Genomic DNA, 22,617 nt, shown 5'->3' on the forward strand with positions numbered 1-22,617 from the left:
TCTCCCTGCTGTGGCAAACTAGAAAAAGCTAACATTGAAAGTGCAGGGCGACGCAATGCGACCTTGGTGCCGGGCGATATGGTCTGGAGCATGAAGATGATTGATTCCAACAAGTTGAAGGGCGAGACGTGGACAATGCCCATCCACAACGGTGCCGGTGGGCGCGGGGCGGCCGAACCCCCAGTACCGGGCGTTTGCGCCCATCTACCGCACAGTCTCATCCCGCTCTGGTTACGAAGGCTTCAAGCACTGCCAGGTCAATGGGTTTGTAGATGATCTCGATCGCCACGGCGGCGCAGGCCTCGCGCAAACTCGGTGATCGGTCGGCGGTGATGATCCTTGCCGGCCGGTCCCCGTGACGCATCTTGAGCTCGGTCAGGGTCTCGATGCCGCTCAGTCCGTCGCCGAGCTGCTGGTCGACGAGATAGAGATCGGGCACGATGCCCATTTCCTCGACCAGCTCCAGCGCCTCCTCGCCGCTTGCCACTTCCAGCACCGTGATGCCGCGCCGTTCCAGGCGCAGGCTCATCGCGTGGCGCAGTTCCTCGTCGTTCTCGATGAGAAGCGCAATCCGGTCGCCGCAGGCGCTCGTTGAGCCGTCGTCCGAAGAAACCGTACCAGGGTAACTCGCCGAGGCGCGAGAAGGTGCCTGCTCCAGCTCGATCGCAAAGTATGTGCCATGTCCGAGCTTCGAGCGCAGCGTAAGTCGGTGATTGAGCAACGCACAGGCGCGCTCGACGATGGCGAGGCCGAGTCCCAAGCCTTCCGAAGCGGATGTGCTTGCATTGAGCCGATGGAACTCGCGAAAGATTGCCGCCTGCTCCTCTGCGGGAATACCAGGACCGGTATCATGCACCTCAATGCGCACGCCGCCGGGGATGCGCCGCGGCCCGACGAGCACGCGGCCTGTGCGGGTATAGCGAATTGCATTGCCAATGAGGTTTTGCAGGATGCGTCTCAAATAGGCCGGGTCGCTGTAGACCGTCAGCGTGCACGGTAGAATGGCAAGTTTTAGTCCCTTGCGTTCGGCGATCGGCGCAAACTCGTCGGTGAGCTGTGCGATCAGAGGCGCGAGACGGACCGGTGAGATCTCGACAACAGCCTCGTCCAGCCGCGAGATATCGAGCAGAGCACCGAGGATCGCTTCGACGCTTGTCAGCGCCTTGTGAGCCTTGTCGAGGGTACCGCCAGCGTGCTCATCTTCCGTTTCGTCACGGGCGGAAGCAACGAAGAGCTTGGCGGCAGAAAGCGGTTGCAAGAGGTCGTGACTGGCCGCAGCGACAAAACGGGTGCGGGTGGAATTGGCGCGCTCGGCCTCGGCCAGTGCGGCGCGCAGATCTTCGGTGCGGGCCGCCACACGCGCTTCCAGTGAGGCGTTGGCGCGCTGCATCGCCTGGATCGCCTGCCGTTCGCGCGTCACGTCACTGAACGACATCACAAAGCCTCGATCCGGTGTCTCCTCAGCGAAGACGACGAGGATCACGCCCGAAGCGCGGCGGATCTCCAGATAGAGGGGGGCCCGTGGCGTTTTCTGGAGAGCCCAGGTGGAAAGTGCCGCAGGAGATATGGAACTGACCAGCTCGCCATCGCGGTGGACCCAGCGCTGCAGCGTGTCGAACCCGGTACCCGTGCGCAGGACAGTCACGGGAATATCGAGCAGCCGGCGGAGCCGCTCGTTCCAGCCGACCAGCCGACCTGCCGCGTCGAAGATGCATATTCCCTGGTTGATGTGCTCCAGCGTCGCGCGGATCAGCTGAGCCTGATCGTCCAGCATCCTGCCACGCTCGGTTCGCTCCATGCGAATAATCTCGGTCACATCTGTCTGAAGGACGACCGTACCGCCATCAGACGTGGGCTGCTCGCTCACCTGCAGCCAGCGGTCGCCGGCAAGCGCCACCTGGAAGACGCTGCGCACATGATGGCGCTGCATCCTCGTTGCCATCCAGTCGGCCGGCGCCTCGCCCTTTGGCAAATCGAGAAAGCGGGATCGGCTACAGGCTTCGATGTAATCCGTAAACGACAGGCCTGGATGAAGGATGGCGCGCACGTCCTGGAGCTCGCGGCAAAATCGTGAATTGTACATGACCAGGATTTCGCCGGCGTCGAAGAGGGCAAAGCCCTCTTCGACCGCCTCGATAGCATCGGCCAGGTTGCGGCGGGCGCGCTCGGCCGCGCGGTTGGCCTCGGCCAGGCGCGCATTCGTGTCGTTCAGTACCTTAAGCGTCGCTTCGAGATCGGACGTGCGCTGCCGCACCCGCTCCTCCAAGAGCGCCGCGCGCTGGAACTGCTCATAGGCGATCCCGCGCTCCCCCGATGCCTGCTCGACCTGGCGCATCAGCACCTCGGCGATTGCCAGAAGCTTCTCGGTATTGCGCTCTGGGTTGTCGGCGGGATCGATCAGGCAGTCGGAGATGCGGGACATCATGGGACCTTTTCGGGAAGCACGGTGCCTGGCGGATAGATCGCGACGCCCGTCATCGTCTGATTCACGTGCATCGGGCCGAACTGCTCGCCATAGGTGGAAAAGCCGACGACGCTATAGCGGCGGAGCAACTCGGAGAGGGGGCCGACGATCTGTTTTTCCTCGGCCTCCAAACGGCGCAAGATGCAATCGAAGGCTAGGATCGCCGTCGGGCGTTCCGGCATGCACAGGCGCGCGAGCTCACGGTCAAGCTGGCCGACCAAGTCTCCAGGCTCGGTAATCGTCAGCACGACACCCTCGTCGATGGCCGAGAAAAAGATGAGATCGCCGTTATCCATCACTTGACGGATGGCGCGCACGTGGTGCCGCGCGCCCATCCGCACTGCAACAGGATGCGCGGCGAAGGTGAAAGGGCTGAGCTGCTGCGGATCCTTGCCGGCGAGACGAGCATATTCTCGAGCGGCAGGTTCGGCGTTGATCTGGCGCACGATCCGGCGGCGCGGATCGGCCTCGGTGACGACCATCCGTATGTCGGTGGGAACGAGGTGATCGAAGTTGAAGATACGGACCGGACATTCCGTGCGCACCAACGCCAGCACGGCCGCATTGCTTGAGAGTCGATGACCGTCGAGCACGAAAGTCCGGCCGAAGTGCACTCCGTCGCCGGCCGAGCCTCCGAGCATCGGCATTGCTCCAAGGCCCGCCGCAAGTGCCGAGGTCAGTTCGTCCTCTTTCTGTGAAAGCCCATCAACCAGCAGCATTGCGAACTCATGCGCGAGCTCGGGGTAACGCTGGGCCATCGCAGAGCGCGTTCGAACGAGATCGGCGGCGAGAGCAGGCGGATCCAGCCCATTGAGATCGGATATCGTCAGCGTGTCGACGCGGAAGAGCTCAACCGGAAGAGCGAGTGCGACGATGGTGCCCTCGTCATAACCCGCGTCGGAAATCTCGCCCGCTGTGGTGCAGCCAATGACCGGGGTTTCCCCGAAGACGCGCGCGACCTCCTTCGGCAGACCTTCAAGGTCGGCCGTCGGCGAAGCGAACAGCATAATCAGCGAAAAAGGTCCTGCCCCCAGTTGCTGCGCCAGGGCTTCCATGGCGTTTGAGTCGCTCGCGTGTGCGCAGGCGCGCGGAACGATCAGGTCGGGCGCAATGTCTCCTCCTGCGAATACCTTCATTGCGTCCTCCTCCGCGCACTACAGTAAAACTGTAATCGGTCCGGAATCCAGGGCTATAGCTTGAGGCGGCGGACCGGAGATCTCATTCCTCCGGCGTCAGTGCCGTGAAGCGTGCCTCCTGTGCGAACAAAACGGCTTGCATCCGCGTCTGCACGCCGAGTTTGCGCATGATCGCAGTGACATGCGCCTTCACCGTCGTCTCGGCGATTGATAGCTCATAGGCGATCTGCTTGTTCATCAGACCGGCGCAGACGAGCTGCAAAATCTTGGCTTGCTGACGCGTCAACAGTCCTAGACGGGCAATTGCCTCGTCGGACAAAGAAACGCTGCCCGGCTCAAGCGCCATCTGGGGGGCGTAGATTTCGCCTCGCGCGATCGCTGCGAAGGCAGCGCGAAATTCGTCCCGAACCGCATGTTTCGGCACGAAGCCGTTGATTCCCACCTTGAGCAAGGCTCGGATGATCCTCAATTCGTCGAGCGACGAAACAACCACGATCGGGATCCCGGGAACCGCCTGTCTAAGTCGCACGACACCGTCGAGTCCATTGACGTCCGGCAGATTGAGATCGAGCACCACGACGTCCGGCGGCGTATCTCCGTCCAACCGTATAAGGGCGGCTTCCAGCGTCCCTACGGATTCAATGGCTTCGATGCCGACAAGGCCGGTCAAGGTCATCGCCAACGCATCGCAAAATAAGGGGTGATCGTCCACGATCAGCGCCGATCGCAACTCGACGGGTTTGAGCAGGGGCTGCACCGGTAGGTTCGGACGCGGTGCCTGGAAGGAATTGCGGATGATGATCATGCAAGAGCGCTCCGCATTGTTCTGCCGTTGCCACGACGGTCGAGGGCCGGGCTACCAACGCCCGGCCCGTTCTTCCTATTGTGCCGAAGCCAATTGTTTTGGCAAACGAAAGGTCCACACCATTCCACCCTGGTTGAGGTAATTGACCTTCTTGGCGACTTCGCCGCCCCAGAGCGGAACAGCACCGCCCCATCCGGAGATGACTGACACATATTGCTCGCCATCCTGTTCCCAGGTGATTGGCTGCCCGACGACCCCGGATCCGGTCTGGAAGGTCCAGAGGACCTCCCCGGTCTGGTCATCGAGCGCCTTGAATTCCCCCTCGGGCGTCCCGACGAAGACGAGGCCGCCCGCCGTTGCCATCACCCCACCCCAGAGCGGCGCGGCATTCTTGTATTCCCACTTGATCTCGCCGCTGTTCGGGTCGATCGCCTTCAGCGAGCCGATGTGATCCTCAAACAGCGGCTTGATGGTGAAGCCGGCGCCGAGATAGGCCGCGCCCTTCTTAAAAGAGATCGGTTCATTCCAGATGTCCATGCCCCATTCGTTCGAAGGTATGTAGAAGAGCTCGGTTTTCTGGCTGTAGGCCATCGGCATCCAGTTCTTGCCGCCGAGGAACGACGGCACCGCGAAAACCTGCTGTCCCTTGCCGCCGTCGGCCGTCGCGGTAGGATCTCCGGGACGGTTTTCCTCCACATAGATCGGACGGCCGTTCTTATCGATGCCCTTGGCCCAGGTTATGTTCTTGACGAAGGGATAGGCGGCAACAAACTTCCCGTCTTCACGATTGAGAATGTAGAAGAAGCCGTTTCGGTCGGCGGTCGCGAACAGCTTCCTGCCATCCTTGGAGACGAAGGGAACAACCTCGTTGACACCGTCGAAGTCCCAACCTTCTCTCGGCGTCGTCTGGAAATGCCATTTGATCTCGCCATCCTCGGGATCAATTCCGAGGCGGCTTGCCGCATAGAGATTGTCGCCTTTGTTGCCCGCAATCGGCTTGCCGGCATCACGCAGATGGCTGTTCCAGGGAGCGGGGTTGCCGGCGCCGAAGACGAGCGTATTCGTGTCAGCATCATAAGATCCGCCGAGCCAGGTGGCGCCGCCGCCGGTCTTCCACAGATCGCCGGGCCATGTCGCATTCAGCGTCCCGGTCATGGTACTTTCCTTGCCCTTGTAGGTGCCCATGTGCCCTTCAATGACCGGGCGCGTCCAGACAAGCTCGCCAGTCTTGGCGTCACGCGCCTGCACCTCGCCGACAACGCCGAACTCGCCGCCGGAGTTGCCGGTGATGACGAGGCCGTTCACGATCAGCGGCGCGGCGGTGTAGCTGTAGCCCTCCTTGTAGTTGGCGATCTTCTTGTTCCAGACCACATCGCCCGTCTTGCGGTTCAGCGCGACCAGACGGGCATCAAGCGTTCCGAAGTAGATGTTGTCGCCATAAATCGCCGCACCGCGGTTCACCACGTCGCAGCAGGGCAGGATACCTTCGGGCAGGCGAGCGTCGAACTGCCAGAGCTCCTTTCCGGTCTTGATGTCGATGGCGAAGAGCCTGCTGTAAGAGGCCGTGATATACATTATCCCGTCATGGACGATCGGCTGGCTTTCCTGCCCCCGCTGCTTTTCACCACCGAGGCTGAATGCCCAGGCAGGCACTAGGTTCTTGACGTTCTTCTTGTTGAGCGTCTCGAGTGGGGAGAAGCGCTGCAGCCCTCTCCCCATGCCGTTCGTCAGCACATCGCCGACCGTAGTGGCGTCCTTGGCGAGGTCTTCCTCCGTCACCCCCGCCTGGGCTAGTCCCGCCAGTGACAGGACCGTCACGGCAGTCAGCATCAATCTGTTCATATTGATCTCCTTCCCTCGCAATCCGTCGCGTGAGCCGCAACCGTCTGGCGGCTTCGATCATCCTCCCGAGACAAAGGCGCGGATATTGCACCTTGGTCGTAATGCTCACGGACGCCCCGGCGCGGTCTCCATGCGAACCGAAAACCGGATGTCGATTGTCCCTAGGTCGTATTGCCGGCGCCCGCATGGTTGCTACCCTTCGTGCAAGGAAAGGGAGGTTCCGCGATGTTTGTCAGGCAGATTTCCGGAAGTCGCCAGCCTGCCCGCGGCAGCACCCTTACTCATACGCCGTCAAAGAGGCGTCTGAAGTGAACCCGATTTGCGAAAAACCCGGCGACAGCGCCACCGCCGGGTCTTGCCGGTACGGCACAGACCGTCCCGGCTCTTCAACCGAGCAACGCTCCTTGGGAGCAAAGCTTGTTTCGTGTCCGCCTCGGCTCAGAGGCGCCCTGGAAATGCTGGAGCGGGCACACCCATCTCGAACGCGACTGGAGAAAACATGTCCTGGCATAAACCGAAATTCATTGAAGTTAGCTGCGCCATGGAAATCACCCGCTACGTGCCTGCGGACGGGGATGAGCCGATCCTCTTCTGACGCTCCGCCCACGATGGTCGGCACATAATTCGGAGGTGTTCCGGTGGAAAAAACGTCCGATCTTCGTATCATCGTTCTGGGGGCCGCCGCGGGCGGCGGTCTCCCGCAATGGAATTGCGGCTGCGTGAACTGCACGACGGCGCGCGATCCAGGCTCCGCACTCGGGCCGCAAACCCAATCATCGCTTGCGGTCAGTCTCGATGGCGAAGCCTGGGCCGTTTTCAATGCCTCTCCGGATATTCGCCAGCAGATTGAGGGCAATCGGCACCTGCAGCCGCGCCGCCTGCGCCATAGCCCGATCAAAAGCGTGGTGCTGACCAATGGTGACATCGATCATCTGGCGGGACTGCTCGTCCTGCGGGAAAAGCAGGCGTTCACGGTCTTCGCAACCAAAGCCGTCAGCAAGATCATCGACGAGAACTCGATCTTCGGCGTCCTCGCTCCGGACGTCGTTTCAAGGAGGAGCGTCGCGATCGAGGAAGCTTTCTCGCCGCTTCCCGGCCTCGCGGCGCGGCTCGTTGCCGTACCCGGCAAGGTTCCGCTCTTTTTCGAGGACGGCGAACCGGATCTGAACGTCGAGGGCGAGGATACGGTCGGAATAGAGTTGCGAGCCGGCGGCAAGCGCGTTTACTACATTCCGGGTTGCGGCATGATCAACGCTCCCCTTGCTGCGCGCCTCCTAGATGCCGATGCGTTGTTCTTCGACGGCACGCTCTTTCACGACGACGAGATGATCGCAACCGGTACGGGTCACAAGACGGGCCGCCGCATGGGCCACATGCCGATCGCCGGCGAAGGCGGCAGCCTCGACGCACTCGGCGGCCTGAACATTCGAAAAAAGATCTACGTCCACATCAACAACACGAACCCGATCTGGCGGTCCGGCCCCGAACGCGAGCGCGTTGAGGGGAGCGGCTTCGAAGTCGGCTTCGACGGCATGGAGGTCCGCCTGTGACGACGCCCGTTGACAAGCAAGCTTTTCACGCCCGCCTTTTGCGGATCGGAGAGGAACGCTATCACGACAAGCATCCCTTTCACGCGATGCTCCACGGCGGCCGTTGCACGATGACCCAGGTGCGCGCCTGGGTCATCAATCGCTACTACTACCAGAGCCGGATCCCGATGAAGGATGCGGCCTTCCTGTCGCGCTGCGACGACCCCGACCTGCGCCGGGCCTGGCGGTCCCGCATCGAGGACCACGATGGCGGTATCGCTGAGGGTGGCGGTATCCGCCGGTGGCTGCGTCTTGCCGCGGCAGTCGGCCTCGATCCCGCCTATGTCGCCTCGACCAAGGGCGTCCTGCCTGCGACCCGATTTGCCGTCGACGCCTATGTGTCGTTCGTCCGGGAAAAACCTCTCCTCGAGGCGGTGGCATCCTCGCTTACCGAGCTTTTCGCGCCCAAGATCCACTCGGAGCGCATTGCCGGACTTCTGGAGCACTATGCGTTCGCAGATCACGACGCGCTCGCTTACTTCCGCGAAAGACTGACGGAGGCGCCCCGCGATGTCGAATTCGGCCTTGCCTATGTGCTCGATCACGCAGACACGGCCGAGAAGCAGGAGGCCGCCGCCGCGGCACTCACCTTCAAGACGGATGTGCTGTGGTCCCAGCTTGATGCGCTTTATTCGGCCTATGTCGCACCCAGGCGGATTCCGCCGGGCGGATGGGACGGCCTTGAAGGTATCGTCGGAGAGACGATCGCGACGGAGGCAGCGGAATGACCATCGATGCACCCATGATTTCAGGAGCCAGCGTCGTCAAGCTGGCGCGCGGCGTGTGGCTACGCGAGGATCCGGTTCGCGGTCATACGGTGCTGTTGGCACCGGAACGGGCGATGGCCCTTGACGATATCGCCGTCTCCATCGTGCACGCGCTTGACGGCAAGCGGACCCTCGATCGGATCGCAGACGATTTTGCCGCTCAGTTCGATGCCCCCGCCGCCCAGATCGCAAGCGACGTCGGGGCTTTCATCCACGAGCTTGCCATCCGCCGCATGCTGGAGGTCGTCGAATGAGCAACGGCCTCGCCTCCGCAACCCCTGCCCCAACCCCTGCCGCAGCCCATGTTGCGCGCGCGCCGGCGCCGATAGCGATGCTGGCAGAGCTCACGCATCGCTGTCCGCTGGCTTGCCCCTATTGCTCCAATCCAATCGCATTGACGCCGGCGGGCGAGGAGCTTTCGACCGAGGAATGGATCGGCGTCTTCAGGCAGGCCGCCGATCTCGGCGTGCTGCATCTGCATTTTTCCGGCGGGGAGCCGGCGGCGCGAAGGGATCTCGTCGAGCTGACGCGGGCGGCCGTTTCACTGGGACTTTACACCAATCTGATCACATCAGGCGTGGGGTTGACCGAGGCCAGAATTAACGACCTGGCCGAGGCCGGTCTCGATCACATTCAGCTCTCCATCCAGGGCACTTCTCCGGAAACCGCCGACCGGATCAGCGGCTACGCGGGCGGCTATGAGCGAAAAATGGCCGTCGCCAACTGGGTGGCGGATGTCGGCATTCCCTTGACCATCAATGCTGTCTGCCACAGGCAGAACATGGGCGAGATCGACGCTATGATCGAACTGGCGATACGGCTCAAGGCGCGGCGCATCGAGATCGCAACGGTACAGTTTCACGGTTGGGCCGAGTGCAACAAGGCGGCTCTCCTGCCCACGCGCGAGCAAGCCGAGCGCGCCACGCGAACCGTCGCTGAGGCGCGGGATAGATATCAGGGTATCCTGGTAATCGACTATGTGCCGGCCGACTACCATTCCAAATACCCGAAGGCCTGCATGGGCGGCTGGGGTCGGGTGGGCCTGAATGTAACGCCCTCCGGCCGTGTGCTTCCGTGCCACGCCGCGGAAACCATTCCGGACCTGTCCTTCGAGAATATACGGGAAGGCTCGCTCTCCGAGATCTGGTACGACAGCGATGCGTTCAACGCCTATCGCGGAGAGGACTGGATGCCGGAGCTCTGCCGGAGTTGCGAGCGCAAGAAGGTGGACTTCGGCGGCTGCCGGTGCCAGGCGATGGCGCTTGCCGGCGATGCCAGCGCAACGGATCCGGTTTGCGTACGATCGCCGCTTCGCGGCCGGCTGTCGCGCGAATCAGATCAGCTTTGGGAGCCATCTTCGGCTCCCATAAGCTACCGTGGCCGGTAAACGGGGTTCACAAATCGGATCGCGAGCGCGTCGACGCTGCTCAAGGGGGCCGCTGGCTGGGATCGACGTCGAATTCATATCCACCGGTGACAAGGGACACCAGCGGTAAGCATCCGCGCGTTGTGGCGAAGATCGTGGCATAACCGTCCCACCATCATTCGACCAGGTCGATGTCAAACAGGCTTCTAGGTTTGTCTTTCTTTCCCGCCGACACACTGGTGGCGCTGACGCCGAAAGGGATCTCATTGATCGACGCGATGCTCGCCAAGCATGTGGAAAACGAACGCTTCGCTTTGGCAGGACTAACGATGACAGAGCAACAGCAGCTCAATGCGCTGTCCATCACCAACAACTTGAGTGTCAGGCAAATAATTGCGACAGGCTCAACGGCCGTGGATTGCCAACAGATCGGCAAAGGCCGTCGGATTGCTGGCCAGCACTGGGTGGGCCTCCAACAGAGCCTCGCCCTCGGCCGGGAAGGACAGATAGTCGCCGCCGGCTTCCTTCACCAGGCAGTAACCAGCCATGCAGTCCCAGGCGTGCATATGTGGCTCGTAATAACCGACCAGACGACCCGCCGCGACATAGGCGAGCATCAGTGCGCCGGAGCCGTTGCGGATGAAGTTGCCGCCCATGCGGAGCAGCGCGGCGATGATCTGGCCAACCCGCTCCGGTTCTACATAGGTATTGCAGCCAATGCCCGTGATGGCGTTCTGGATGGTACGAGACGGATCGAGGTTCAATTTCTTTCCGTTGAGGCTCGCGCCTTTGCCAGCGGCCGAAGCATAGAGTTCGCCGTCGCACGGCGCATGGATCATGCCGATCACCGGCACGCCGCCATGCAGAACCGCGATCGAAACACACCACGTCGACATACCGTTGACGAATGGCGCGGTACCGTCAATCGGGTCCACAACCCAGATATAGCCTGAAGCACCCTCCATGTGGCCGAATTCCTCGCCGAGGAACCCATCCTCCGGAAGCTCCGCGGCGACGCGCTCCCGGATCAGTCTCTCGACGTTTCGGTCGGCAATCGAGACGACATCCTGCGGGTCGCGCTTGGTCTCGATCACCAGGGTATCGCGCTTGTTGAAGTAGTCGAGCGCGAGCGCGCCCGCCTCCTCGGCAATTGATTTCGCAAGTGCAAATCGCCGGTCGAGACCCGCTTCATGCATGCTCATAGGTCTTTCCTTTTCGTAATGAGAGAAGTGTACTTCGTGATCAATGCAATGCCCACGATTCTTCAAGCCCGGTATGACATCAGCGTTGGCCAAAAACGTCGGTCTATATTGAAAGCGTGCCGACTTCGGTCTCCACCCCATGTTCGACATGGTCGCCGAGATCGGCCTTCCGACGAGACGACCTCCGCACTCGACCTACTTTATGGGGGAGGTGCTGGCCCTGATCCGGGCAGTTGGCCGAAACAGACCGTGACCATGAGTAGCTCAACGCGTTCCAAGTTGAATCGGATTGGGCGAACGGCAGTTCTGACAAGCGCCTTACGTTACTGAGCTTCGATCCCAATACGTGCGAAAGCTTCGCGTGGAGCATCACTGGCGCGCATGAGATCCCGCATGAGACGCGTCATTGCCTCCTCGATCTCGGGGGAACAAAGGGGCGTATTCTGCCCTGGATCATCAGCGAGGTCGTAGAGTCGGGTTTCACTCTCAAGGAGCGCGCCGGGACCGTAGTTGTCGAACATGGGCGACCTCTCGATCACCGGGATCTTGAGGACCGGCGCTCCCTTCGTGAAGGACATCGGCTGTGCCAGCGAGGCTCCCGCGAGTTCCTCCGGCGTGAACGGCTCCCAGATGTGAGTCGGCATCAGCGTGTATTGATAAAGCTCCTGGGAGCGAGGATCGGGCGGGAAGCGATGATAGGTATAGCGTCCATCTGTCACGTTGATCGCACCGCCGAAATAGCCGAACAGTGCGCCGCGCCGCAGCGAACGATCGGCGCCGAGCAGCGGCAGGAGGGAGTGCCCCTGCATCTCGGCAACGGTCTCCACGCCGAACAGATCGAGGAATGTCGGAGCGAGATCGATGGTCTGGGTCAGAGCGGACCGGCGGGTGCCGGCTCTTCCCGGCCGGCGCGGATCGTGCAGGAAGAGCGGGATGTGCACGATCTCCTCATACATATTCATCCGGTTCTTCGCCCAGAAATCGTGCTCGCCTAGAAGAAAGCCGTGATCGGTGGTGACAACGAGCGCGGTGTCGCGCCAAAGATCGTGCGCATCGAAATAGTCGAGAAGCTGTCCGATGAGGAAATCGCAAAGCGCGATGACGGCGTAGTAGTTGGCGCGGAGTTCTTCGCATTCCTCCGGCAGCTCGTCGACCCGGCCGTAGCGCGGCCAGTCGCGAACCGGACCGTTCCAGCCCGTCCTGAATGCCTCGCGAAACCGCTCGGGCGCGGTAAAGGGTTCATGCGGGTCGAACGTCTCGATCTGCAGGAGCCAGTGGTCGGCGGTTCGGTTCCGCTCGAGGAACTCCAACCCGGCGGCGAAGCAGCGCACCGATGGGAACTCGTTCTCGTCCTTGATGAACTCGCGGTTCACGATGTTGCGCCGAAACTTGTCGCGGGCCGACGGGCTGAATTGGCGCTCATGATACATCTGGCGCAAGCGCTCCCATGGTGGCTGCACCATTGCCTTCCACGGGTCGCCCTCCTGACCGCGGATGAAGTCGTAGCTGTCATATCGGGTGTGATAGGTGGCACCGCCGTCCTCGAAATAATGGAAGTGGTCGGTGACGAGGTGGCTGTAGGAGCCGGCCCGGTGCAGCAGTTCGGGAAAGGAATTGTCGAACGGCTCGAGCGGCCCCCAACTCCTGTGGAGAAAGCCGAGCCGTCCGGTCTGCAGGTCGCGGCGCGCCGGCATGCAGGGCAGGCTGCCGACATAATGGCGGTCGAACATCGCGGTGCGCTCGGCCAAGCGGGTGAAATTGGGCGTCGGCACCCGCTTTCCGCCGTACGGGGCGAGCACGTGTCGGTTGAGCGAATCAAACAGTACGAAGACGGCCTTCATCGACTCTCGGCCCTCATTCAGAGCTGCCCATGCAGCTTGTGTGAGCGTTTCGAACGGTCCCCGCATTCATCGGCTGGCCGTTCAGAAGGGCACCGGCACCTATTTTCGCCGAAAAGAGCGCGGCCGCAACTGGATTGTACCCAGTTCCGAACACCAGCCTGCCCGCCCCCACGAGACTTCGAATCTGTGGTCTGCCTCGCTCACTATATCCCATGCACGCCTTCGACCATCGCCGAGAGCTGCTGTGTCGTCTCACCTTGGGGAGGCTGAGCCGGTGCGACCGGCGCGGCTGACGAGCATGGCGATGAAGGGCACGTCATCACCCGAGATCGTGTCGATGAGCCCGTCGGCGATCCATTGCATGAGCTCCGGCAACGGATCGCGTCCGCCGCGCCAATACTCGGCGAGAACATCTGGGCGAGGCACGTGTACGCGGTTGCTGAAGCCTGCTGCATGCAGCGCCTTCGCACCGTCGGGGCGGAACATGTCGAGCTCGATCGAGACCGAACTCGCGCTGCACGCCTTCAACACCCCGACTAGGTCGGCGTGGCGAGCATGCGTAATGGCTTCGGTCCGCAGGCCCGGATGACGCTCGACCGCGCGCTTCAGCACCACATGGTCGAAGCTGATGACAATGACCCGATCGACAGTTCCCGTCGATCTCAGCAAGGCTGCCACGCAATCAACAGCGATGTCCGGCCGCTCTGCCTCCTTGATTTCGAGCACAAGCCCCATGTCGTCCGCCTTCGCCCAATCGAGCGCCTCCGCCAAGGTCGGTATCTTCGCTCCGGCGAAAGCGGGATGAAACCGAACCCCCGCATCCAATTTGCGGATCTGCTCGAGGCGGAGGTCTGCCGCAAAGCCGTGTCCATCTGTCGTCCTGTCGACGGTCAGGTCGTGCAGAATGATCGGCTCACCGTCTGCGGTCAGCACGACGTCGATCTCGACCGTGGTCGCCCCTGCAGCCTTTGCTGCTTCGAATGCTGGCAGTGTGTTCTCCGGATAATGAAGGCTGTAGCCGCGGTGGCCGCAGACATGAGTACGTCCCGCGTCGCGGGCAAGGAAGCTGAAGGCCATTCGATATGCTCCTCCATCGTAAGGCGCGACTTCTCTACAAGCGCGCTCTCACTGTTTCGCGAACGACGAGTTCGACCGGGAAGTAGACGGAAATCGGCGGTAAATCGGGATCGGCGAGGCGCCGGTCGAGAATTGATACGACCTCCCGGGCAATCCGCCGGGGATCTTGCCGCAGGGTGGTCAGACGGTAGGAGGACCACGCTGCGACCGGCACATCGTCGAAGCCGATAACGGAAACGTCGTCTGGTACACGCAGGCCCGCGCCGCGAATGTGATCGAGTGTTCCGAACGCCATGAGATCATTAACGCAGAAAACCGCGTCGGGCGCCGGGCCGCTCGCCAGCAGCTGTCGCGCCGCCTCTTTTCCGCCACCATAGTCGGCGCGGCCGACCCGAACGATCTTCGTCTCGAATCTGGAAGCGGCGGCAGATTCAACAAAGGCGTGCTCGCGGGCGGAGAGGCTCGGGCTTGGATTCGCCCTGTTGATTACGGCGAAACGGGAGGCTCCAGCCATGCGCAGGGCCTCAAAGGCCTGCTGCGCGCCGTCCCTGTCATCGCAATGGACGCTGTCGAGGCCAGTCTCGGCTCGATTCACCAATATCAGCGGCTGTCCGTTTCGTCGCGTGACCTCGACAAGGCTTGCCGGCGGCGAGCCAGAGAGGAAGATGGTCGCCTCCGCCCGATAGCGCAGCAACTGCCGGCTGGCATTCGCAACGTCCTCCGATGTTGGCCCGATGTTGATGATCGCCGGCACGTTGGAGCGCTCGATCAAGGCGTACGAGAGGGCCGAAATCATCTGGGCCCGGAACGGTGTATCGGCGTCGGAGGTCACGAGTCCCACCAGCCGGCTCCGATTGGCGAGAAGCCCGCGGGCGAGATCGTTGACCTGGTATCCGAGCGCCGCAGCTGCCTCTCGCACCCGCGCCCGCGTTGCAGGTGCGATGCTTGCGCCAGGGGTGAATGCCCGCGAGACCGCCGATCGGGACACACCCGCAAGCTCGGCGACTGCCTGGGCGCTCACGAAGCGGCCCTGGTTGCTGTCTCTGGTATCCGACACTTGCTTTGACCCCGCTGGACATTCTCCGAAGCGCATTCATAATCGTGTTGCACAGCATTGCAACAACAATGACGACACGATGAAAAGCGTGCCGCGGAACGGGAGGAAATCAGGATGAATCACTGGAAAATCGGAACTGCTGCGCTTCTCTGCGCGGCATTAGCGGGCGGCAGTGCGGCGTTCCTTTCCGCGACGCCACTCTTCGCGCAAGAAACCGTGAAGCTCGAGCTCTGGTCGCGTCAGGATCCTTCGGGGCCACTGCGCCCTGGCAATGTGGTCAAGGCTGCCGAGCGGCTGAACAAGGAACTCGAGGCCGAAGGCTCCCCCAAGCGCGTTGAAGTTGCTGTGCGCGAGAGCCCCGCCAAGGGCTTCGACGACGACGCACTGCAGCTTCTTAAGGTATTCGGCATCGGTGAAGGCCCCGATATATTCATCGCCGCACACGAATGGATCTGCGCCTTCCAGGAAGATGGCTTCGTTCTCAAGCTCGACGACTATATCTCCAAATACCCTCAACACTTCGGCACGATCTTTCCGTCGCTCTGGTCATCGGCGAAGTGTCCCGACGGCACCTACGCAATTCCGCAGGACGCCGAGGCGAGAATGTTCTTCTACAACAAGAAGCTCCTGCGCGAGGCCGGCTACGACTCTGCCTTTGTCGACGCCATGCCGGAGCGTGCGTTGTCGGGCGACCTGACGATGGACGAGGTACTGGAGATCGCCAAGCAGGTCGTCGACAAGACAAAAGCGCAATACGGTGTGCTTCACCGGCCGAACAAGGGTCCGGACTACATCATGGTCTTCCAGGCCTACGGCAGCGGCTTCGTCGATCCCGAAACCGGCAAACTGCTCCTGGAGCGCGACAAGCTCGCTGCCGCCTTCGGCTGGTTCGAACGCGGGGTGAAGGAAGGGGTCATCCCGGCCAATAACACGGCGATGGAATTCGATGCGCTGCGCAAGGAATTCTACACCGGCAACGCCGCATTCTGGATGTACGGCATCTGGGATCTCGGCAGCGTCGGGTTCCCGACCTACGGGCTGCCTCAGGACGAAAAGGCCTTCTTCGCGGATTGGGGCTGGATCGCTGGGCCTGCACCCCAGAAGGGCGGTTCACCGGTCAGTCTGACGCATCCGATCGTCTATGCGATCGCTGCCGACACGAAGGAGCCTGAACTCGCCGCCCGCCTGCTTGGCCACGCTTCGGCGGCCGACCTCAACACCGATCACGCGGTCACAACGACGCATCTCGGCATCAAACCCGAACAACTCGAAGACCCGCGTTATGCCAAGGCCTGGCCGCTCGCCAGGGCAACCGACCTGCTCAAGATCACCAAGTTCCTGCCGAACAACTCGCAGTTCGGCGAACTCAACGGCATCATCTATGCCGGAATTCAAGGCATAGAATCGGGGCGGTTGTCAGCTGAGAAAGCAGCCGATTTCGTCATCGAGGAGGCTTCGTCCACCCTCGAGGACGTGATCGTCAAATAAGTCCGATCGGACTCGAGTCGTCGACCGGGCGCGCCCGGGTCGGCGGCTGCGAGGTCCGCCGTAAGAGCCAAACGATGACCACGATAGCAGATGAACTCACGATCGAGCGGCGCGGCCATGCGGGGTCGGCGGCGCGCAGACGCACGAACTTCGTGATCTTTCTCGGCCCGGCGATCGTCCTGACGGTCCTCTTCTTCGGCGTCCCCGTGATCATCGATATAGTAGTGTCGTTTACCGACCTCAGCCGCTCGCTCCGCATCAGCGAGTTCACTACCGAGCAGTACGAGAAGGTCCTTCGAACTGATCGCCGGTTGTCGCAGGTCATTGGGCTGACCTTCATCTACGTCTTCGGCACCCTCGCGATCTTCAACGTGACCTTTGGCCTGATCCTCGCTATCACCACCACGGCGATTAGGAATGTATCCGGCAGCTTCTTCCGGGGCGTGTGGCTGCTGCCGCGGATGAGCCCGTCAGTCCTCTACATCCTGCTCTGGCTCTGGGCGGTGAGCCCCACCGAAGCTGGCCTCGTAAACCAGGTCCTGATGCAGGCGTTCGGGCTCGACGCGCCGCTTGATCTTTTGACCTCGGCGCCGATCGCGCTCATCATCATCTCGAACGGGTTCATCGGCGCTTCGATGGGCATGATCATCTTCACCGCCGCGATCCGCGGGATCCCGGAGCACCTGTTCCACGCCGCGGCAGTGGACGGCGCCGGGACCTTCGCAAAGATCCGCTTCATCACCCTGCCGGCGTTGCGCTGGCCGATTAGCTTTGTGACGATCTACCAGACACTTTCGCTGCTGGTCAGCTTCGAATACATCCTGCTCCTGACCAAGGGCGGTCCGTTCTACGACACGACTGTCTATGCACTTTACGTGTACCGCCGCGCCTTCGAAAGCGGCCAATATGGCTACGGAGCCGCGCTGGCACTTTTTCTCATCGTTATCGGCGTCGTCGTCGCGCTCATCGGCTGGCGCTTCTTTGATATGGAGCGCCTGCTGCAGCGCCCGCGCATCGAGGTGCATTGAGATGGCCGCGCAAGCGATCCCCGAGGTGTCCACGGCGGCATCCGAACCGCCAGTCGATTGGGATGCAGTGGCAGCGCGGGCGCGTGGCGTTCGGCGCGCCAAGGCGGTCGTCCTCTACGCGTTCCTGATCGCCGTGTCGCTGCCAATCATCCTCCCCTATTTCTGGCTCGTCACGATCGCCTTCTCGGCCAGGACCGGCGTTGCCGAGACGGCGGTTCTGTGGCGCTCGATGGCCGTGGTCGTTCCGTCCGTCGTCGCTTTCTGGCTCACTGCCGCGCTCGCGCAGAGCCGGCGCCAGTTATGGATCGGCCTTACCGCAGTCGCCGCGATCGCTATCTTCGCCTTTGCCGTGCTGGTCGGCCCCGACCTGCACCTCGGCAATTTCATCTTCCTGTGGGAGCCGGACTTCGCCTCGGTGGTGAGGTCGCGGATCGGCGAAGTCAAAGGCGCGGTCCAGTTTCCCAACGTCTGGCATGCCTTCGGCAACTCGATCCTGATCGCCGGCGCACAGACTGCCATCGTCGTCACCGTCGCCTCATTGGCAGCCTACTACCTGTCGCGCTTCCAGTTCCCCGGCCGCTCCTCGATGCTGCGCTCGCTTCTGGTGCTCCATGCTTTCCCGGTGCTGACGCTGATCGTGCCCATGTTCCTGATGCTCTACTGGATCGGGCTGCTCGATACGCTTTCCGGCGTGATACTTGTGCTTGTCGCCTTCGAACTGCCATTTGCGATTTTCATCATGAAGGGCTTCTTTGACGCAGTCCCATGGGACATCGAGATGAGCGCGCTGACCGACGGCGCGTCGCGACGGCAGGCATTCGTGAGCGTGGTGCTGCCTCAGGTCAGGAACGGCATCCTCGCCATCGCAGTGTTCACCTTCATCCGCGGCTGGGAAGAGTACATCTTCGTGTTCACGTTCCTGATCAGGAACAGCAATTGGACAATGAGCCTCTACATGTACTGGGTGCGCGATGATGTCATGGGAGTGGACTACGGCGTCGTCTCTGCGGTCGGAGTCTTCTACCTTGTCCCGAGTCTCATCCTCTACATGGCCGCGCAGCGGTATCTCATGCAGATGTCGATCGGCGGCGTGAAAGGCTGAGGAGATGGCGAAGATCGAGTTCCGTAACGTGGTGAAGCGCTTCGGCGCCGTCGAGGTGATCCCCGATATGAACCTCGTCATTGAGGACGGCGAGTTCGTCGCGCTTCTCGGCCCCTCCGGCTGCGGCAAGTCGACGAGCCTGTTCATGCTCGCCGGTATCTATCTTCCGAGCGGCGGCGATCTCCTCTTTGACGGCCACATCGTCAACGAAGTAGAGGCACGCGACCGGAATGTCGGCATCGTCTTTCAATCCTACGCGCTCTACCCGCACATGAGCGTGCGCGACAACATCCTGTTTCCATTGCGCTTCAAGAAAACGCCACGCGACGAAGCTCTCGCGAAGGTGAAGACCGCCGCGGACCTTGTCCGTGTTGCGGAACTGCTGGACCGTCGTCCCAGCGAGCTTTCCGGTGGCCAGCAGCAGCGCGTCGCCCTTGCACGCGCCCTCGTGAAGGAGCCGCAGTTGTTGCTCCTCGACGAGCCGCTCTCCAATCTAGACGCTTCGCTTCGCCTTTCGATGCGCACCGAGATCAAGTCGCTGCACGCGCAACTCGGCGTGACGACCGTCCTCGTCACGCATGATCAGATCGAGGCGACGACAATGGCCGACCGTATCATCTGCATGCGCGCCGGCCGGATCGAGCAGGTCGGGACGCCGGACGACCTCTATCTCAGGCCATCGAGCCTGTTCGTTGCCGGCTTCATCGGCTCACCGCCCATCAACCTCATTGCCGGAGAAGCCGAGGCCGGCACGATCACCGTGAATGGCGCCAGATTTCCGGTCGAGGGCGCGTCCGGAGCGCTGACAGTCGGGCTGAGGGCGGAGCACCTCAGAATCGGTGATACCGGCTTCGCCGGCCGTATCGTGCAGATCGAGCCGATGGGCCGCGAGATCCTCTATGTCGTCGAAACCGGCATGGGCGCCGTGCGCGTGCTTGAACAGGGTTCGTCCGCCGGGCACTCGACTGGCGAGCAGGTAAAGATCGGTTTCCTGCCCGAGAACTCGCTTGTGTTCGAGACGGCGCGACAGAAGCTCATTGGGGGTGCGCATGTTCGCGCACCGGCGTGACACGATCGAGCGACAGCCGCCCCATTTCTCGGTGGGGAGAGGAGAAGGGCGTGCCAGTGGCAGCGTTTGAGACGAGCAACCAGACGTCGAACGCGCCGGTGGCCGTCGAGGGCCCATATGGCCCTGTCCGGCTCAAGTGGCACAAACTGCGCACGCACCTCGCCGAGGCGCCCTTCAAGCGGTCGAACCTCGTCCTCGGCTGGCAGCTCGGCGCGAGCCTCGAGGTCGACATACTCGGAACCGCCGATGGCCGCTTCGCCGTTCTCCACGATGCGACGCTCGGTCCATCGACGACCGGCCGCGGCCGCGTTCCGCGCACGCCGATCGCATCGATGGCGGGGCTTTTTCACCGGGACGCAGCAGGCGCCCCCGATCCCGATGCGCCGGTCCTGTCGCTCGCCGAACTCGTGGCCCCGCTTCAAAGACTACCGAGAGCGCCATCGGCCAACCTTCAGCTCGATCTCAAGCTGCTCGAAGGACACACGCTTCCGGATTCGGCGGTCGCCGATGCCGCAGCGGCCGTCACCGGGCTAGCGGACGCCATCGTCGTCGGTTCGCATCATCTGGATGAGGCACGCCGTCTCGCCGCGGCCATTCCCAGAGCCCGGCTCGGCTACGATCCGATGCTGGCGGTTTCCCGCCAGCGAGACCTGCGCGATCCAGAGCGGTTGCTGCGCCACATCGAGCGGCGCAGCACCGGCGTAAGTCTCGCCTACCTCCGGTTCGACGCCATTGTTGCCGCAGAAAACCAGGGCTTTCCCCTCGTTGCGCGCCTGCTCGACCTCGGCATTGAAACGGACGCCTGGACGGTCAATCCCGGCCGGGACATCAATGACCCCATCCTGCGTACGCTCGTGGGGGCGAAAGTGCGCCAGATCACGACCGATGTTCCGAGTGAGATCTTCCGCCTGATCCGTTCGCTTTGAGCACGGCTCATCCCGGGCGTTCCGTGCGAACCACCGGAGCGGGGTTGGGTGCTCCATGGGTTCTACCAACCTGAAAAGAGCCGGCGCAGTCACCGCGTGCTAATGATCAGATGTCTTCCGCCGAGAGCGTCACCAGCGGCAAGTCAGACACCATGTATCGAACTGAAACGCTGCCGCCCGGCTCATTAAGTCAAGTCGGTAACGCCCATCACAGTCAGGCCGCACATTCTTGCCATTGTCTGATCCGCCCCTAGATGGCCAGAGCATGGATACACAACGAGCATCAGGCGTTTCACGCGCGAGTGAGGTTTCAGCGCCACCAGCCGCCCAACGATTGCCCCCGACGGTCGCCAGCGAAGTCGATCGTCTTCTTGCGGGACGCACACGCGATATTCGCCTTAATGCGGAACTTGCCCGGCTCTTCCACGCGCGGTCGTGGCCACAGGCGTCGAAGATTATCCGTGCCTGGATGGTGTGGGTGGTGGTCCTCGACATCCTGACGCTAGCAGTCAATGCCTACCTGCTTCCGTCTGAAATCGTCATGAAGATGCTTCTGCCGGCGTCGATTCTGCCCCCGGCAGCAATCCTCACTGCGATCGTATTTCAGAAACCGCGCGGGACGTGGATCGAGGGCGTAGCGCTCCACATAGGTGTGTTTTTGATCCTGCTTTCGGTCGCGCTGGTCGGCGTCAATTCGGGAGGCGAATATTACGAGCGACACCTTACGATCATGCTTTTTGTCGCCGTGACCGCGATCATCATATTTCCCGTCCCGCTCGAATGGTCGATTGCAATCGCCGTCTTAGCGCTCGGTCAATATCTTGTCTTCCAGATGCAAAACCCGGAAATTACCGCCGAGAATGCTCTGGCCGGTGCGCTCTTCTTCGCAAGCGGGGTAGTCGCGACCGTTGTTGCGCACAGGACTGCAGGCATCCTGGCGCACAAGACCTTTCTGCTCGAACTACGCGACCGGTCTCGTCTTGGCGAACTGACGGACGCAAATTCGCGGCTCGAGCTGCTCGCCCGAACGGACCCACTCACCGGTATCGCAAATCGACGCTGGATAATGGAAACGCTCAGTCGCGTGTGGAGCGACGAGATCGCGCAAACCCAGGGCGCAGCAATTCTGATGTGCGATATCGACCACTTCAAGCAGCTTAACGACAGTCTCGGCCACGCCGAGGGTGATCGGTGTCTGGTAAAGGTCGCCGGCATTATTCAGAGCTGCTTGCGTGACGATCGCGACCAGGTCGCGCGTTATGGCGGCGAGGAATTTCTCATCCTTCTTCGGGATGCCAATCAGGAGGATGGCGTGTCGCTGGCGGAGCGAATTCGACGCCGCGTCGAAGCTGCGTCATTGCCAAACCCAAGATCAACCGTTGGCGCTTATGTCACAGTCAGCATCGGACTGGCAGTGCTGAACCACGGCGATGCAACCGTATCTTCAGAGGGGTTGCAGCGAAAGCGGACGAAGCACTGTACGAGGCAAAGAAGAATGGACGCAACCAGGTGATCATCTATCAGCCGGCCCTCACAGCACTTTCAACATGAGCGCGCTTGAGTAGCCTCGCGCGTGTCGGCATGCCATCGGGCTTTCGCAATCGTCAGGGCCGAGTTTGACGGCGGCGCGACGCGTTCGGCCGGCGCTCACAGATGTGGTCCGCCATAGTGTCCACTTAACGATTGGTGGACACTGTCCCACCCCAGGGCGGCGCCGGTAGGCGGCCATCAGGTGCGCGCATGATGCTTGCAGCCATGGAAGCGATTGTCCTAAGCGCATGACGGTCGGGGCGAGATCAGTGACCCGAGTGATGGTGAGGCAGCCGGGCCGCGCCTCCATTCACCGCGCAGCCCTTTC

18 protein-coding genes and 1 pseudogene are annotated in these 22,617 nt (G+C 61.9%); 11 read left to right on the plus strand and 8 right to left on the minus strand.

Annotated features, from left to right (window positions below; translation table 11 throughout):
- Positions 1-217: 217 nt before the first annotated feature.
- The 4 genes from V7S54_RS29760 to V7S54_RS29775 form a co-directional block, all read right to left on the minus strand.
- The gene (locus V7S54_RS29760) at positions 218-2,425 is read right to left on the minus strand and encodes a hybrid sensor histidine kinase/response regulator (RefSeq protein ID WP_336409625.1); all 2,208 of its coding nucleotides are present in this window, start codon (positions 2,423-2,425) and stop codon (positions 218-220) included.
- The gene (locus tag V7S54_RS29765) at positions 2,422-3,600 is read right to left on the minus strand and encodes an FIST N-terminal domain-containing protein (protein WP_065375114.1); all 1,179 of its coding nucleotides are present in this window, start codon (positions 3,598-3,600) and stop codon (positions 2,422-2,424) included. The genes V7S54_RS29760 and V7S54_RS29765 overlap by 4 nt, the downstream gene beginning before the upstream one ends.
- Positions 3,601-3,682: 82 nt before the next feature.
- A complete protein-coding gene (locus tag V7S54_RS29770; protein ID WP_336409624.1) occupies positions 3,683-4,405 on the minus strand; it encodes a response regulator transcription factor in 723 nt (240 codons plus the stop codon).
- A 75-nt stretch (positions 4,406-4,480) separates the two neighbouring features.
- Complete coding sequence (locus V7S54_RS29775; RefSeq protein WP_336409623.1) at positions 4,481-6,247, minus strand: PQQ-dependent methanol/ethanol family dehydrogenase; 1,767 nt, start codon at positions 6,245-6,247, stop codon at positions 4,481-4,483.
- 499 nt (positions 6,248-6,746) lie between these two features.
- On the opposite strand from V7S54_RS29775, the gene pqqA reads away from it, so the two are divergent.
- From pqqA to pqqE, 5 genes are read left to right on the plus strand one after another with little or no spacing between them, the layout of a single operon-like run.
- Positions 6,747-6,842 carry a pyrroloquinoline quinone precursor peptide PqqA gene (gene pqqA, locus V7S54_RS29780; RefSeq protein WP_065375116.1) on the plus strand — a complete coding sequence of 32 codons (96 nt, stop codon included), beginning with the start codon at positions 6,747-6,749 and terminating at the stop codon, positions 6,840-6,842.
- A 43-nt stretch (positions 6,843-6,885) separates the two neighbouring features.
- A complete protein-coding gene (gene pqqB, locus V7S54_RS29785; protein ID WP_065375117.1) occupies positions 6,886-7,797 on the plus strand; it encodes a pyrroloquinoline quinone biosynthesis protein PqqB in 912 nt (303 codons plus the stop codon).
- Positions 7,794-8,564, plus strand: a complete 771-nt coding sequence (gene pqqC, locus V7S54_RS29790; RefSeq protein WP_336409622.1) for a pyrroloquinoline-quinone synthase PqqC — start codon at positions 7,794-7,796, stop codon at positions 8,562-8,564. Before pqqB ends, pqqC begins: the two co-directional genes overlap by 4 nt.
- Positions 8,561-8,857 carry a pyrroloquinoline quinone biosynthesis peptide chaperone PqqD gene (gene pqqD / locus V7S54_RS29795; RefSeq protein ID WP_065375119.1) on the plus strand — a complete coding sequence of 99 codons (297 nt, stop codon included), beginning with the start codon at positions 8,561-8,563 and terminating at the stop codon, positions 8,855-8,857. The genes pqqC and pqqD overlap by 4 nt, the downstream gene beginning before the upstream one ends.
- Positions 8,854-9,990, plus strand: a complete 1,137-nt coding sequence (pqqE, locus tag V7S54_RS29800; protein ID WP_336409621.1) for a pyrroloquinoline quinone biosynthesis protein PqqE — start codon at positions 8,854-8,856, stop codon at positions 9,988-9,990. Before pqqD ends, pqqE begins: the two co-directional genes overlap by 4 nt.
- A 383-nt stretch (positions 9,991-10,373) precedes the next feature.
- Here pqqE and V7S54_RS29805 read toward each other — a convergent pair whose 3' ends face one another.
- The 4 genes from V7S54_RS29805 to V7S54_RS29820 form a co-directional block, all read right to left on the minus strand.
- Positions 10,374-11,171, minus strand: a complete 798-nt coding sequence (locus tag V7S54_RS29805; protein WP_065375121.1) for an inositol monophosphatase family protein — start codon at positions 11,169-11,171, stop codon at positions 10,374-10,376.
- Between the two features lie 323 nt (positions 11,172-11,494).
- Positions 11,495-13,012 carry a sulfatase-like hydrolase/transferase gene (locus V7S54_RS29810; protein WP_065375122.1) on the minus strand — a complete coding sequence of 506 codons (1,518 nt, stop codon included), beginning with the start codon at positions 13,010-13,012 and terminating at the stop codon, positions 11,495-11,497.
- A 252-nt stretch (positions 13,013-13,264) separates the two neighbouring features.
- Entirely contained in the window at positions 13,265-14,089 is an 825-nt protein-coding gene (locus tag V7S54_RS29815) for a glycerophosphodiester phosphodiesterase (RefSeq protein ID WP_336409620.1), read from the minus strand.
- A gap of 34 nt (positions 14,090-14,123) precedes the next feature.
- On the minus strand, positions 14,124-15,110 hold the full coding sequence (locus V7S54_RS29820) for a LacI family DNA-binding transcriptional regulator (protein WP_234793091.1): 987 nt from the start codon (positions 15,108-15,110) through the stop codon (positions 14,124-14,126).
- A gap of 150 nt (positions 15,111-15,260) precedes the next feature.
- Here V7S54_RS29820 and V7S54_RS29825 point away from each other — a divergent pair, with 150 nt between their 5' ends.
- From V7S54_RS29825 to V7S54_RS29850, 6 genes and pseudogenes are all read left to right on the plus strand, one after another.
- Positions 15,261-16,634, plus strand: coding sequence for an ABC transporter substrate-binding protein (locus V7S54_RS29825; RefSeq protein WP_065375125.1), 1,374 nt, complete (start codon positions 15,261-15,263; stop codon positions 16,632-16,634).
- A gap of 74 nt (positions 16,635-16,708) precedes the next feature.
- Positions 16,709-17,662, plus strand: a complete 954-nt coding sequence (locus tag V7S54_RS29830) for a carbohydrate ABC transporter permease (RefSeq protein WP_065375126.1) — start codon at positions 16,709-16,711, stop codon at positions 17,660-17,662.
- 1 nt (position 17,663) lies between these two features.
- Entirely contained in the window at positions 17,664-18,764 is a 1,101-nt protein-coding gene (locus V7S54_RS29835) for a carbohydrate ABC transporter permease (protein ID WP_336409619.1), read from the plus strand.
- 4 nt (positions 18,765-18,768) lie between these two features.
- Positions 18,769-19,833 (plus strand): ABC transporter ATP-binding protein, encoded by a 1,065-nt coding sequence (locus V7S54_RS29840; protein WP_336409618.1) that lies wholly within the window; start codon positions 18,769-18,771, stop codon positions 19,831-19,833.
- Between the two features lie 50 nt (positions 19,834-19,883).
- The gene (locus V7S54_RS29845) at positions 19,884-20,759 is read left to right on the plus strand and encodes a glycerophosphodiester phosphodiesterase (RefSeq protein ID WP_336409617.1); all 876 of its coding nucleotides are present in this window, start codon (positions 19,884-19,886) and stop codon (positions 20,757-20,759) included.
- Between the two features lie 265 nt (positions 20,760-21,024).
- Positions 21,025-22,310, plus strand: a pseudogene (locus tag V7S54_RS29850) (diguanylate cyclase domain-containing protein).
- The last annotated feature ends 307 nt before the right edge of the window (positions 22,311-22,617 follow it).

The organism is Ensifer sp. CCNWLY38 (assembly GCF_037120565.1).
In the GTDB taxonomy this organism is placed as follows: domain Bacteria; phylum Pseudomonadota; class Alphaproteobacteria; order Rhizobiales; family Rhizobiaceae; genus Ensifer; species Ensifer adhaerens_H.